This window comes from Streptomyces sp. NBC_01190 (assembly GCF_045039895.1).
Classification (GTDB): Bacteria; Actinomycetota; Actinomycetes; order Streptomycetales; family Streptomycetaceae; genus Actinacidiphila.
In genome coordinates, this window is the sequence record NZ_CP108580.1 from 5,805,773 (window position 1) to 5,819,016 (window position 13,244).

Annotated in this window: 11 protein-coding genes and 1 pseudogene; 7 read left to right on the forward strand and 5 right to left on the reverse strand. The window is 70.2% G+C overall.

The window, feature by feature from the left end; genetic code table 11:
* Nucleotides 1-90: 90 nt before the first annotated feature.
* A complete protein-coding gene (locus OG519_RS24505) occupies nucleotides 91-237 on the reverse strand; it encodes a hypothetical protein (protein ID WP_405587841.1) in 147 nt (48 codons plus the stop codon).
* A 13-nt stretch (nucleotides 238-250) separates the two neighbouring features.
* A complete protein-coding gene (locus OG519_RS24510; protein ID WP_405587844.1) occupies nucleotides 251-397 on the reverse strand; it encodes a hypothetical protein in 147 nt (48 codons plus the stop codon).
* Between the two features lie 238 nt (nucleotides 398-635).
* Between OG519_RS24510 and lxmK the strand changes: the two genes are divergently transcribed.
* Genes lxmK through OG519_RS24530 form a run of 4 tightly spaced genes read left to right on the forward strand, consistent with a single transcriptional unit; the run spans nucleotide 636 to nucleotide 5,627 of the window.
* Nucleotides 636-1,751, forward strand: coding sequence for a class V lanthionine synthetase subunit LxmK (gene lxmK, locus OG519_RS24515; protein ID WP_405587847.1), 1,116 nt, complete (start codon nucleotides 636-638; stop codon nucleotides 1,749-1,751).
* The gene (locus OG519_RS24520; protein WP_405587850.1) at nucleotides 1,748-2,776 is read left to right on the forward strand and encodes a T3SS effector HopA1 family protein; all 1,029 of its coding nucleotides are present in this window, start codon (nucleotides 1,748-1,750) and stop codon (nucleotides 2,774-2,776) included. The genes lxmK and OG519_RS24520 overlap by 4 nt, the downstream gene beginning before the upstream one ends.
* Nucleotides 2,777-2,786: 10 nt before the next feature.
* A complete protein-coding gene (locus OG519_RS24525; RefSeq protein WP_405587852.1) occupies nucleotides 2,787-3,755 on the forward strand; it encodes an LLM class flavin-dependent oxidoreductase in 969 nt (322 codons plus the stop codon).
* 3 nt (nucleotides 3,756-3,758) lie between these two features.
* A complete protein-coding gene (locus tag OG519_RS24530) occupies nucleotides 3,759-5,627 on the forward strand; it encodes an ABC transporter ATP-binding protein (RefSeq protein WP_405587855.1) in 1,869 nt (622 codons plus the stop codon).
* Nucleotides 5,628-5,644: 17 nt separating this feature from the next.
* On the opposite strand, the gene OG519_RS24535 is transcribed toward OG519_RS24530, so the two are convergent.
* A complete protein-coding gene (locus OG519_RS24535) occupies nucleotides 5,645-7,837 on the reverse strand; it encodes a LuxR C-terminal-related transcriptional regulator (protein WP_405587858.1) in 2,193 nt (730 codons plus the stop codon).
* Between the two features lie 1,195 nt (nucleotides 7,838-9,032).
* Between OG519_RS24535 and OG519_RS24540 the strand changes: the two genes are divergently transcribed.
* Nucleotides 9,033-9,251 (forward strand): IS3 family transposase, encoded by a 219-nt coding sequence (locus tag OG519_RS24540; protein WP_405592961.1) that lies wholly within the window; start codon nucleotides 9,033-9,035, stop codon nucleotides 9,249-9,251.
* Nucleotides 9,252-9,569: 318 nt separating this feature from the next.
* Nucleotides 9,570-9,878 carry a hypothetical protein gene (locus OG519_RS24545; protein ID WP_405587861.1) on the forward strand — a complete coding sequence of 103 codons (309 nt, stop codon included), beginning with the start codon at nucleotides 9,570-9,572 and terminating at the stop codon, nucleotides 9,876-9,878.
* 719 nt (nucleotides 9,879-10,597) lie between these two features.
* On the opposite strand, the pseudogene OG519_RS24550 reads toward OG519_RS24545, so the two are convergent.
* Nucleotides 10,598-11,503: pseudogene (locus OG519_RS24550) on the reverse strand (IS256 family transposase); the annotation flags it as partial.
* 413 nt (nucleotides 11,504-11,916) lie between these two features.
* On the opposite strand from OG519_RS24550, the gene OG519_RS24555 reads away from it, so the two are divergent.
* Entirely contained in the window at nucleotides 11,917-12,174 is a 258-nt protein-coding gene (locus OG519_RS24555) for a transposase (RefSeq protein ID WP_405587863.1), read from the forward strand.
* Here OG519_RS24555 and OG519_RS24560 read toward each other — a convergent pair.
* A complete protein-coding gene (locus OG519_RS24560) occupies nucleotides 12,086-13,183 on the reverse strand; it encodes an integrase core domain-containing protein (RefSeq protein ID WP_405587866.1) in 1,098 nt (365 codons plus the stop codon). The genes OG519_RS24555 and OG519_RS24560 overlap by 89 nt on opposite strands.
* Nucleotides 13,184-13,244 lie beyond the last annotated feature (61 nt).

The window sequence follows — 13,244 nt, forward strand, 5'->3', positions numbered from 1 at the left end:
AGTCTCGGTGGTCTGTGGCGGTGGATGGTGCCCCGGCTCGCGGACGAGCCGGGGCACCGAGTGATGGCCTCACCACGTGGCGAGGTCTCCTCAGTAGGTGGCCGTCCAGCTATAGGTCACCGAGACGGTCACGCTGATGGACTTCTCCTGCGACTCGGCGGAGCCGCTCTGGGCTTCGGCGAGGATGTCGGGTGCGTTGGTGTACGCGACGTACCCGGCCATGAGATCCGCAGCCATGTGTCCCTCCCTGTCAGGCCGTGGCCGTCAGGCTCACGGTCACCGAGACGGTGATGCTGATGGACTTCTCCTGCGACTCGGCGGAGCCGCTCTGGGCTTCGGCGAGGATGTCGGGTGCGTTGGTGTACGCGACGTACCCGGCCATGAGATCCGCGGCCATATTTCTCCTTCGTTGCGTTGAGGTGCCGGCGCGCGCCGTCGAGCCGGGACCGCCCCGGCCCCGCGTCGATCAGACCCCGCCGGGGCGCCTCCCCGCCATGACAGCTAACGGCGGGTGCGAAGGCGGCACCTGACAGGGATCTGCCATGAACAGCAGGACTCTGCGGCGTTCGGCGTCTCGGCAGAGCAGCTTCCTGCGGCTGTCACCGCTGGACCGGCCGCCCGTAGCGTCCGGTGGCATGACGGCAGTGGTTGAAGTGGTTGAACAGTCCCGCGAATCCGCCCGTGCGGTTGTGGCGGTCCCGCTGGAGACCGCCCCGGAGGTCGTCCAGGCGCTCACCAGACTCTCGTTCGAGCCGGCCCCCACCGCGCAGGTCGTGGGCTACGTCGGCCGGAACGACAACTGGGGGCTGACGGTGTCCGGCGGGCGAAGCGTGTTCGTCAAGCGGCTGACCGGGCCCGCACAGGAGACATCGGTACGGCTCGCCCGCGCCGTCGCCTTCGCCGCGCTGGTCGGCGCCGCACCCCCACGGCACTGGCACGCCGCCGATTTACTCGGCTCCGACACCGACGCCCGGGTGCTCGTCTTCGAGCAGGTGCCCGACTCGGTGTCGGCCGGTGAGCTGGCCGACGACCTCGACGTCGGACTGGCCCGCCGGATCGGCCGCGCGGTCGGCGAACTGCACTCGATGGCGCCGGCGGCACCGCCCGCCGCCGAGCCGCCGTCGCCCCGGCTGGCGAACCGGCTCGCCGCACTCACCCTGGAGCAGTACGCGCAGTGCAGCGGCGCGGAACTCGACGCGTGGGCCCTGCTGCAGCACGACAAGCAGCTCAACCGGGCGCTGGCCGCGCTGGCCCGCCAGTCCCAGGCCGCACCCCAGGTCCCCAGCCACCGCGACCTGCGGCTGGACCAAATCCTGCTGGCGGGCGACCGGATCCACCTCATCGACTGGGAGGAGTACGGTCCGGCCGACCCGGCGGTGGACGTGGGGTCGTTCGTCGGCGAGTGGCTGCACCGCGCCGCGTCCGCGATGTTCGCCGACGCCGGCGAGCAGGACGGCGCCTCGGCCGACGCCCACGCGGCGCTGGTACGCCGCGGCGCGCGCGAACTGGAGGTGGTCCGCCCGCTGGTCATGGCTTTCTGGTCCGGCTACCGGCAGGAGTATCCGCCGGACGACGGGCTGGCCGCCCGCGCGGCCGCCTACGCGGGCTGGCACCTCTTCGACCGGATGCTCGCCCGTGCCAGGTACGCCACGCATCTGGGCGCGCTGGAGCGAGGCATCGCGGGCATCGGCAGGAACGCGCTGATCGGCGGGCCGGAGTTCGTCGAGACCATCGGACTGGAGGACGCGTGAGCATCGTGGAGACCGGCGGGGCGCAGACCGGCGAGGCGGCGCTCCACGGCGCGCTGGCGGCGCACCTCGCCGAACTGAGGATCGACGCCGAGGAGTACCGGGTCGAGGTCGGCGGACAGCGGGTCGAGGCGCCCGACCCGATCGCCTTCCGCGCGCAGCTCACCACCGCGCTGTACGAGCACTGGCACGCGGGCACCGCAGGCCGCGAGGCGGCGCCCGCGCATCACCGGGACACGGCGTTCGAACGCGAACTCGCCGCCGCCACGCCGCACAGCGCCGCCGCCACCCCGGCCACGCTCCGCGCCCTGCCGGACGACGCCGTCTCCGGGCAGGCCGTCGTCGAGGTGAACCGGGTGCGCGTGCGGGTGCCGGCCGGCATGGTCGCCGGAAGCACGCCCGGCGACGCGCTCGTCCTGAACCTGCCCGCCGTACGCCCCATGCTCTCGCCCGGCTTCCTCTTCGCCGGCGGCTCGGCGGGCGGCAACCGCGGCAAGGAGGTGCTGCGGATGTACGTCCACCTGTCGACGTCGGAGCACGCACCGGCCGTGTGGCGGGCGCTCCTTGAGGTGCTGGAGGGCCACGGCGCGCGCTACCGCGCGAAGGTGCTCAGCCGGCGGACGAGCTATCCGCGCCGCGACGCGGTCGTGCTCTACCTGCCGGAGGAGTCGCGGCCCCACGTGCCGGACCTCGTGCGCGCGGTGGAGGGCCTGCCCGGCCTCGGCGCGGCCACCCCGGTGTTGGCGCGTGCCGTCCGGCCGGGCCTGGCCATGGCGTGGGAACCCGCGGACGAGCGGCCGGGCTGGCGGCGGGTGAGCTTCGGCCAGCACCGGGCGATGGCGGTCACCCGCGGCATCTTCCGGCACATGAGCGACGGCGTCCCGCTGCACTCCGCGGTCGCCGAGGAGCTGACTGCGGCGGGTGTCGACCCCGAGGACCCGGCGCGGAACCTCGACTCGTCCGCGTTCCCCGACCCGGGCGCCCCTGCCGCGCACGACCCGGCCGGCCTCGCCGCCGTCCCCGCGTGAGGAGTGCATCATGACCGACGGACGCGTCTCTTTCCTGTTCCCGCAGCAGCCCACCGACCCGCGGGCGATCCTGCCCTACGGCCGGCTGGTGCGTGACTCGCCGTTCCGCGCCCTGTGGGTGGGGCAGTCCGTGCGCATCGAGAGCCATCCGGCGCTCGCCTACCTCGCCGGCGCGGGCTGCCAGATCCCGGTGGGCATCTCGGTGGCGCTGACGGCGCTGCGCAATCCGTACGACGCGGCGCTCCAGGCCCGTTCGCTGGCCGCTCTGATGGAGCGGCCGGTGTCGGTCGGGTACGGCGCGGCCGACCCGGCGTTCGTCACCGGCCTGACCGGCGCGCCCTACGCCAAGCCGGCAGCGGCGGTCGAGGAGTACGTGACGGCGGTGCGGGCCCTGCTGCGTGGCGGCCGGGTACGGCACAAGGGCGCGCTGTACGACATCGACTACGTACTACCGGAGATGGAGCACGCGCCGGTGGAGGTCGGCGCGGGCGTGCTGCGGCCCGTGATGGCCCGGGCCGCGGGGCGCGCCGCCGAGGTCGCCATGACCTGGCTGACGCCCCCGCACTACCTGCGCGACACCGTCGTCCCCGCGCTCGCGGCCGGCGCGGAGCAGGCAGGCAGACCGCGGCCGCCACGGCTGGTGGCGATGGTGCCGGCCGCGTTCGCCGGGCCGGGCCGCAACCCGATGCTGCTGGCGCAGAACACGGTCATGAACCACATGCGCAAGGTGCACTACACCGACATGCTGCGCCGTGCCGGGCTCGACGTGGACCGCTCCGACCCCATCGCGGGCGCACGCGAGCTGGTCGACGAGGGGGTCTTCATCTACGGCAAGCCGGGCGACCTGGCCAGGGAGATCCGCCGCTACCACGAGGTCGGTGTCGACGAAGTGGTCCTCAACGTCACGGGGGTGGTCAACCTGCACGGCGACGCGGCGCTCCTGGACGACCTGCACGCGCTTGCCGCCGAGCTGGATTGAGGGGTGGTCACGGTGCTCGCGGTGAAGAAGGGGAGCCGGGGCGGCGCCACGGACGGCGCCACGGATGCCGGCCAGGGCACGCCGGGCGAACTGCTGCGGGGCATCCTGCGCCGCAGTCCCGGCGTGGTGGCGCTGGCCCTCGCGCTCGCACTGGGATCGGCGGCGCTGTCGCTCCTGGTGCCGCTCGTCGTGAGCGGGATGGTCGAGGGGGTCGCGCAGGGGCGGACCCCGGTGTGGAAGGGGCTGCAGCTCGCGGGGCTGGTGCTGGCCGGCGCCGTCGCCTCCGGCTGGTCGTCGTTCCTTCTCGGCCGGGTCGGGGAGTACGGCGTCGCAGGGATCAGGTCGCGGATGATCCGGCGTCTGCTCGCGATGCGCCCGGGCGAGGTACGCAAGCGCGGCGTCGGCGACCTCGTCACCAGGACCACCTCAGACGTGGCGTATCTGCGCTCGGTCAGCGACGTGACGGTCACCGCGATGCCGGTCTCCGCGGTGATGGTAGTGGCGTCGCTGATCCTGATGGGCTGCCTCGACTGGGTCCTGCTACTCATCGTGATCGGCACCTTCGCGATGGCGGGACTGGCGGTCAGGGCCTTCCTGCGCGGGATGCGCCGCAGCGGTCAGGCCAGGCAGGAGGCCCTCGGCGTGCTCGCCGAGCGCTTGTCGTCCGCGCTGACCGCGCTGCCGACCATCAAGGCGTACCGCGCCGAGGAGCGGGTCAGCGGGCCGATCCTGGAGCAGGTCGACCGGGTAGCGCACAACTCCGTGGCGTCCGACCGCTCGCAGGCGTTCATCACCCCGCTGGCCGGCATGGGGCAGCAGATCGCGATCATCGGGGTGCTCGCGGTCGGCGGCGCCCGGGTCGCCTCCGGGCATCTCACCCCCGCCCACTACGTGGCGTTCCTGATGTACCTCTTCCAGATGGTCAACCCGCTGATGACGGTCGCCACCGGCTTCGCACGCGTCCAGCAGGGACTCGCATCCGTCGGCCGGGTGCTGGCCGTGCTCCGGCTGCGGACCGAGGCGACCGGCCCCGCCGTCGAACCCGAACCGGTGCCGGACGCGCCCGCGCTCCGGTTCAGCTCCGTGACCGCCGGCTATCCGGGCGCCGCGGACGTCCTGCGCGGCCTGGACCTGACCGTGCCGACGCGCGGTGTCACCGCGCTGGTCGGCGTCTCGGGCGTCGGCAAGACCACGGTGCTCAGCCTCGTCGAGCGGTTCCTCGACGCCCGCTCCGGCAGCGTCGCGCTGCACGGCGTCGACGTGACGAAGTGGCCGCTGGCCGCGCTGCGCGGCCGTATCGCCTACCTGGACCAGTCCTCCGCCCTGGTGGACGGGACCGTCCGGGAGAATGCCACGCTCGGCTGCCGAACGGCGCCGAAGGACGCCGCGATCCTCGACGCCCTGCGCCGCGTCGGCCTGGCCGAGATGGTCGAGGAGATGCCGCACGGGCTCGACACCCGCCTGGGCGGCGCGCACGAACTGTCCGGCGGCCAGCGGCAACGCCTCGCACTCGTGAGGGCGTTGCTGGCCGACACCGATGTGCTGATGCTGGACGAGCCCAGCTCCCAACTCGACGGCCCCAACGAGGAGTTGCTGTTGGCGATCATCGAAGAGGCAGCGCGCGAGCGGGCCGTGGTCGTGGTCGCGCACCGGCTCTCGACGATCCGCGACGCCGGGCGGATCGTCTTCCTCGACGGTGGTGTCGCGGTGGACACGGGCACGCACGCGGAGCTCGTGGAGCGCTGCACAGGTTACCGGGCGCTGGTGCGCGGGCAGTACGGCGGCGCCGCCGGGGGGCACGACGCCGCCGGGGTGGACGGCGGTGCTGGGCCGGCCGACCGCGCCGACGTGAGCGTGACCGCGGGCCGGTGAGCGCCGGTCAGCGCCGGTCAGAGGGTGGCGCTCACCCACCGGGCGATCTGCACCCGCGAGGTGCAGTCGAGCTTGCGCATGATGTGCCGCATGTGATTGACGACGGTCCACTCGGAGATCGCCAGCCGACGGGCCACCTCCCGGTTGGTCAGGCCCTCGCCGACGAGTACGGCCACGTCGGTCTCCCGGCGAGTGAGCGGGGTCGGTCGGGGCGACGCCGCGTGCTCGGCCGTGTCCGCTCCGAGCGTGTGCATGGCGATCTCGGCGAAAAGCTCGGGCAGCGGAATGCGGGCGCCGTTCGCGGCGGCCTCGGCGAGCGCGCGTTGGCCGAGCTGGTCCGCCAGCCGCCGCTCCCGATGGCCGACCACGAAGTCGGGGGACGTGTCGCCGAAGTCCGCCCGGTGGTGCGCGGAGAACGAGCCGAGCACCCGGGCGAGATCGGTGGCGCGGCGTACGACGCTCGGCTCGAGGTAGGTGTCGACCTGGCAGGCCAGCACGCCGACCGCCGCCGCGGCGCCCAGACCGCGCAGCTTGGCCATCGCGCGCTCGACGTAAGCGGCGGACGCCGAGGACACCGAGGGGGCGGCGGATGCCGAGGGCGGTGCCGCTGAGGGAGACGACGAAGTCGAGGACGCCGACAACGGCCGCGGGTCCTCGCCTGCCGCCGCGAAGGCGCCGAGCCGCAACAGCAGGGCCCCACAGGTGAGTTCGTCGCCGCGGCGGGTCGCGCTCGACAGCGCGGCGCGGGCCGTCCGGTCGGCCTCCCGCCGGCGGCCCAGCAGGAACTCCACTGCGCACAGGTCGAATTCGACGGCGACCGCGCCCGCCTCGTCCCCGATCGCCCGGTAGCGCTCGGCCGCGCGCCGCAGTTGCTCGGCGGCACGGGTTCTGACGGTCGCGTGCAGCGCGAGCCCGGTGGCGAACATCCGGTCCGCGACCGCGGCCTCGCCGACCCGCGTCGCCGTCGCCACCCCGGCGGCCACCTCGATCGCGTCGAGTGCCGCCTCGTGCTCGCCCAACCGGGCGAACACCTCGGCGGCGAGCACGTTAAGCCGGTGCGCGTCGCCGGCCGACAGCGACGACTGGCGGCCGATCAGCTCCAGTACCCAGAAGCGCAGGGTGGGCAGTTCGGCCAGCCACCGCCAGTAGGGCGCGAGCGAGGCGACCAGCGCGACCGCGCGGCCCTCCCGGCCGTTCTCGACCGCCCAGCGCAGCGCCGCCGAGATGTTACGCCGCTCCTGCCGCAGGCTGAGCAGGGCGCCGGATTGCTGCGGCGTCCACACCTCGGCGGCTTGCACCTCCGCCAGCCGCAGGTAGTACTCGCTGTGGGCGCCGCCCAGCGCCCGTCCGTCGGCGGCATCAGGACGCACGGCCGCGAGCGCGGGGAGCGGGAGGTGGTAGCGGCGGGCCGCGGCCGAGGCCGTGGTTCCCGAGCCCGCCTCCAGGACTTCCAACAGGCCGTCCCCCGCGAGGCGTTCGAGGATGTCCTCCGCGTCGGACAGGCCGGTGATGTGGCGCATCGCGTCGGCGCCGAACCCGTCGGGGCACAGGGAGGCGGCGGTCATGACGACGCGCCCACGCCTGTCGATCCCGGGGCGGCCGGATCTCTCCGCGTGCCTGGTCACCTGGTCGGCGAGGCCGTCGTCCCAGCCCCCGCGGGCCAGGGTCCGCGCGATCACGTCCAGGCCCTCCGTATCGGCCAGGCGGGCGGCGAGCGCGAGGTGGCCCGGCACCCCGTGGACGGCGGCGCAGATGTCGGCGACATCCGCGCGGTTGTGCGCGTCGAGTGCGAACTCGGGCCGCGACTGCCGCATCGCGGCGGTGAACGCGCTGACTGAGGGGGTCCGAGCGAGCTCTTCCAGGCCGGTGACCGTGTGGTCGACCGGCACCGCCAGCCGGCCGACGGGCACCGACACGGCCCACGGCAACCGGTCGGCCCGGGAGTCGGTCGCCAGCAGCTTCACAGCCGGGAAGGCGGCACCGACATCCTCGACGGCCCGCCAGAGCCAGCGGCGCCGCTTCCGGTCGAGGTGCTCCAGATCGTCCAGGACGAGCAGGACGTCTCCGGCCGCCGGGCCCAGCCGCTGTAACGCGGCCGCGGGGTCGGGGGTACGGGCGCAGTTCACGACCACCGCTAGGCGGTCGGAAGCGCGGGCGGCGGCCCACACGAGCCAACTCTTGCCCGCTCCCGCGGGGCCGAACACGGCCACCCTACGGGTGTCTTCGTGATTGAGGGATTCGAGTATGGACTCGAGACCGGGCCTTTCCCCCGATCCTGTCATGTTAACCGCTGATCTGAAGAGCAATTCTCCGTGCATTCATTCCAGCTCATGCCGCATCAGTGTGTAGCGCTGCTCCGGGCATGTCAACGGGGCCGGAATGACGGGTTCTGCATGGCACGGAAGGTGCCCTTCTGCCGCGTGTTGCGCCAGTTCTATCATGGGAATAGGGAGACGCCTGAGTTGTCGCGGGTCCGGTGATCCGTCTGGCAACGGTGTCGCGGGGATCGGCTGTTAGCGCGGAACCGAGCCGCGGGCCGCAGCCGGGAACCTTTTCCTTCGAGCCAGATCCCCCTGGTGAAGCTCCCTATCGGCGCAGGCGAGATCCGAATTCCCCGCCGGGCCGCCTCTATTACCTGTCTTTGCCAGAATATGTCACATGAGGCCGATTCCGAACCCGCCCTACCCCTCGGCGGATTGCGCAGGCACTGGACGAACGGAGACGAAGGATGTCGCGCTCTCCCGGGAATTCACCCGGCGAGTCCCGAAGTCCTTTTCCTCGCCCGGTGCAGTGTAAATCCCGGAGCGCAACTCTTCTTCGACGTCCTCGTGCCGTACGTCAACCCCTACTGGCACCCATCCGCAATGAGACCCGTTGGGAGCGATCCGGAGTGGCGCAACTGTATTCTTCGGGCGCTGGAGCGCCGGCGTCGATGACGTCGGCGTTCGCGGCGCGGGCCGATTCGATGGCGGTGCTCACCGCGGCAGGAACTTGTGGACGGACTCCGGGAGAGATTTCACGTCGGGGTGATCGTAGGTGTTGATCATGTCTACGTCGACTGCGCAGGTCCCTGCGGACAGCCCGGGCACCCGGTTTTCGACTCCCTACCAGGCATGGCGCATGGGCATCCGAGCATCGATCGGAGCGGGCGGGGCAAGCACGGCGAACGACGTCGCGCCCGGGTCACGCGCGAGCAACTCCTCAAGGCTCTCCCCCGGAAGGTCCTCGACGATCGCAAGGTCCGCACGGCAGTAAGCGCCGTCGCGGTCGAGGAGACGGATCGCCGGAACACGGACACCGAGCCCATCCAGTCGCGCGTGCCCGGCCTGCTGGGACCGCTCCGGCTACTACACATGGCACCAGAACAAGGAGGCGCGGCAGGAGAAGGCCGACGAGGAAGAGGATCTGGTCCGCCGCATCCGGGAGATCCACACTGATTCGCGGGGTGCCTACGGTGCCCGGCGGACCACCGAGAAGCTACGCAGTCTTGGGCGCGTCGTGAACCGCAAACGCGTCGCGCGGATCATGCGCGAGCGTGAGATCACCGGGATAACACGACGAAAATCGTGGTCACTGACGAAGCAGGACCGCACAGCCCCTCCAGCACCGGACCTCATCCCGTGACCCCGTTCAGGCCGCGAATTGGGCAGCCAAGTATGGAAAGAATGCTGAAGTTCTTCATTTTCAAATTCCACAATCTCGGCTGGATGCTTTGAACTCGGTTGCCTTTGAAGGTCCAAGCGGCGACCTCGCAGACTTTGTGAGATATTATGCTGGCGGCGGGCTGGATCAGCCGTACGACATGGCTGAGGGGTTGATGCTGATGAGTTCTCGAGCCAAGTTCGCGCGTGGGGGTAGGCCTACGTGGGGTGGAAACCAGGTAGTTTTCTTTGGTGACACCGGCCCCATGCTCGATGCGGGATTGCAGTGAGGTGAATTGATATGACCGAGTTCATTGCCCAGATATCCACCGAAGTAGTCGAACTCCTTCGGGATACCGTGGACGAGATGACGGCCATGTTCGGCATCAGTAAAGCCGAGGCGGTCGCACGTATCAATGCGCAGTGGGAAGGTCAGGAGTTTCTGGAACGAAGCGACATTATCCTCCATGAGGATAGTTATTATTGGTCGCTCTTTATTTACTATGATGGCGACGTTCCTAATTGGAATCCAGGAGCGGATCGGTCATCGTGGAGCGTGAAATCGGCGCCACCCCGAGGCTCGGAATTCTGGACCATTCCCGAAGTATGAAAGACGCCCCACCGGATGCATGTCCGGTGGGGCGTCTGGGTCTCTGACGGCAGTAGTTGACGGCAACGTCCGTGGACGGGTGCCGCACAAGGGAGCGGTTCGTCGCCGTCGTCGGGTCGGGTGGGGGCTGGGTCGGGTTGCGGAGGGCGTTGCCCAGGAGGTCGATGGCGTCTCGTTGGAGGCGGAGTCGGACGTGGGCGTAGACGATTGTGGTCACGCCCGAGGAGAACGCCGCCAAGGCCCAACGCCTGCGCGACCGGGTGGCCGAAGGTAAGCGTCCACTCTGAAGCCTGCCGAGCACAACGGCAGCGCACGGGGCGCTTGAGTGTCGAGCTGTTCAGAGTTTCTTTACTTGATCAAGGGCGCCCCGCTGACGCGGGCCGCCGCGGCGCCGGCGGCCGGTGACCGCCGCCCGCTCCTGTCTGCCGCCCCGCTGGCGACGCCCACCGGCCACTCGGCGCGCACGCCCAGCGGATCGAGATCCGGTCGGCAGAGCGGCGAACCCCTGGCGAGCCGGACCACCGTCCCGTACGCCAGGGCCCGGCGCTGGCTCAGGCCGTGACGGCATGGACAGCGTGGCTGGTGCCGGTGGGGGCTGCGCGAGACACACGTGACGGGTGACTGTCCGGCGCACCCGCCGTCGTGGCTGACGGTCGGCGGCTGAGTCGCTGTTGTCGTTCGGGTCTGTGTAGCGAACGGTGGAACTCGGTTGGTTTTGTTCAGCGGCGTCCGGCGGTGAGTCGGCCGTCGAAGGTGATGTCGAAGGCTTGGAGGGCGGCCTTCCAGCGCATGGTCCAGCGTTTGCGTCCGGTGCCGGCGGGATCCAGGCTCATGACGGCCAGGTAGACGCATTTGAGGGCGGCCTGGTCAGTGGGGAAGTGCCCCCGGGCCCGGACGGCTTTGCGGATCCGTGCGTTGATGCTCTCGATCGCGTTGGTGGTGCAGACGATCTTGCGGATCTCCACGTCGAACTGGAGGAAGGGCACGAACTCCGCCCAGGCCGCCTCCCAGAGACGGACGATCGCCGGATATTTCCTGCCCCAGGCGTCGGTGAACTCCACGAACCGCTCCAGCGCGGCGTCCTCGGTCGGCGCGGTGTAGACGGGCCGCAGCGCCTTCGCGATCTTCTCCCAGTCCTGCCGGGCCGCGTAACGGAAGCTGTTCCGCAGCAGGTGAACGACGCAAGTCTGAACGATCGTCGCAGGCCAGACCGTGTTCACGGCGTCCGGGAGACCGGTCAGGCCGTCACAGACCAGCATCAGGACATCGGCCGCACCGCGGTTCTTGATCTCGGTCAGGGCCTGGAGCCAGTACTTCGCGCCCTCCCCGCCGTCGCCGATCCACAGGCCCAGGATGTCCCGGTGTCCCTCGGAGGTGACTGCCACCGCCATGTAGACCGGCCGGTTGGCGACGTGCCCGTCCCTGACCTTCACGTTCACGCAGTCGATGAAGACGACCGGGTAGACGCTGTCCAGCGGACGGTTCTGCCATTCGGTCATGCCGGCCATCACGCTGTCGGTGATCGTGGAGATCGTGGACTTGGAGATCTCCGCGCCGTACACCTCGGCCAGATGTGCGGAGATCTCCCCATGCGTGAGCCCTTTCGCCGACAGCGACAGCACCATCTAATAGGTCACCGGTGGGCGCGAGCACACAGACGCAAGCGCCCTTCGGCTGGTGAAATGGAAGTCTTCCGCCCTTCCGGGACTTGATCCCTTGGTCAGACCGGCTCCCTCACCGCGGTGCTGCTGGACGGAGGCCTAAGGACCATCCGGGACGTGATCCCCAAGACGAGACGGGCCCCCTCCAGCGCCACCAGCCCCACCAGCTTTCATGTCCTCAGCCCGCCGGCAGGGGCCGACCTCTCAGACTTTCGCGAGCCCAGAGCTCTCCAGTAGACCGAGGTCCCTGCCGGTCGCTGGAGACACGAACGGCTCATGAGATGGCGTGCCCAGAGCACTTCTATTAGAGCGCCGCGTGCTCCGCACGGAGCTGACCTGCGTATACGCACCGAGGAACGGCAAGGAGAACAACATCAATGCGAGTCTTCTGTGGTATCGACTGGGCGGAGAGCCACCACGACATAGCCCTGGTCGACCAGGACGGCGATCCGCTGGCCAAGATGCGGATCAGTGACGACGCCGCCGGCTTCCACGCCCTGCTGGAGCTGCTGGCCCTGCCCCTGCCGAAAACCTCATCCGTGCAGTTCACGCGGCATGATGGTATTCGTGGAGGATGCCGCCGAGTCGTTCGCGTCGTCGTACGTCGAGGCAGGCGATTTGCTCCGGATCGGTGACCGGAACGGGCAGCGGGTGCAGCGGGCGGGCGTTGGCGATGCCCTGGTGTGGCCGATGGGCGTTGTAGTGCTCTTCGAATTCCCGTAGTGCGTTCAGCAGGTGCCGTTCGTTCCAGATCAAGGTGCGGTTTAGAAGTTCGTGCCGGCAGGTCTGCACCCACCGCTCCATGATCGAGTTCATGCGGGGCATCCGTACGCCGCTGAGCACTACTTCGATCCCCGCATCGGCGAGGACCGCGTCGAACAGGGCGGGGAACTTCCCGTCCCGGTCCCGGATCAGGAACCTGGCCCGGCAGCCGGCGTCTTCGAGGTCCATGACGAGGTTCCTCGCGGCCTGTGTCACCCAGGGCGCGGTCGGGTGCGCGGTGGCCCCGAGAATCCGGATTCGCCGACTGGCGTGCTCGATCACCGCGAACACATGCAGCCGCGCCCCGGACAAGGTGACCGTCTCCAGGAAGTCGCACGCCAGCAGGGCGTCGGCCTGGGAGTGCAGGAAGTCGGCCCACGTACTGGAAGCCCGTTCCGGCGCCGGGTCGATCCCGGCCTCCTTCAAGATCTCCCAGACGGTGGAAGCGGCCACCTTGATCCCGAGAACGAGCAGTTCACCGTGGATTCGGCGATACCCCCAGTTGGGATTCTCCCGCGCAAGCCGAAGGACCAGGGCGCGGATGGAGCGCATGGTCCGCGGCCTTCCCGAGCTCTTGGGCCGGGAACGAGCCGCGTGGCGGCGTGCGACCAGATCGCGGTGCCAGCGCAGGACCGTGTCCGGCCGCACCAGCAGCCGTATCTTGCGCAGCACGTCGGGCGGCAGTCGGTGCAGCAGGGCCGCCAGGAACGCGCGATCACCTGGGGTGAACCGCGCTCTCCGGTGTCCGAGATGGCGCTCCAGCACGGTGATCTGATGGCGCAACGCGAGGATCTCCGCGTCCTTGTCCCGGTCGCTCATCGGCAGCAGACGCAGCATCGCGAGAGCGTTCGCCACGGTCAGATAAGCCAGTCGCATCAGCACGGTTGACCATCATCCCGGGCGGCCACCAACTGGGCGAGAGCACCCTTCCGAGCGCCCGCAC

Bases quoted from the DNA above. Each gene is read 5' to 3' on its own strand.
- OG519_RS24510 (WP_405587844.1), bottom strand. From the start codon at position 397: ATGGCCGCGGATCTCATGGCCGGGTACGTCGCGTACACCAACGCACCC.
- OG519_RS24555 (WP_405587863.1), top strand. From the start codon at position 11,917: ATGCGAGTCTTCTGTGGTATCGACTGGGCGGAGAGCCACCACGACATA.
- OG519_RS24545 (WP_405587861.1), top strand. From the start codon at position 9,570: ATGACCGAGTTCATTGCCCAGATATCCACCGAAGTAGTCGAACTCCTT.
- OG519_RS24525 (WP_405587852.1), top strand. From the start codon at position 2,787: ATGACCGACGGACGCGTCTCTTTCCTGTTCCCGCAGCAGCCCACCGAC.
- OG519_RS24505 (WP_405587841.1), bottom strand. From the start codon at position 237: ATGGCTGCGGATCTCATGGCCGGGTACGTCGCGTACACCAACGCACCC.
- lxmK (WP_405587847.1), top strand. From the start codon at position 636: ATGACGGCAGTGGTTGAAGTGGTTGAACAGTCCCGCGAATCCGCCCGT.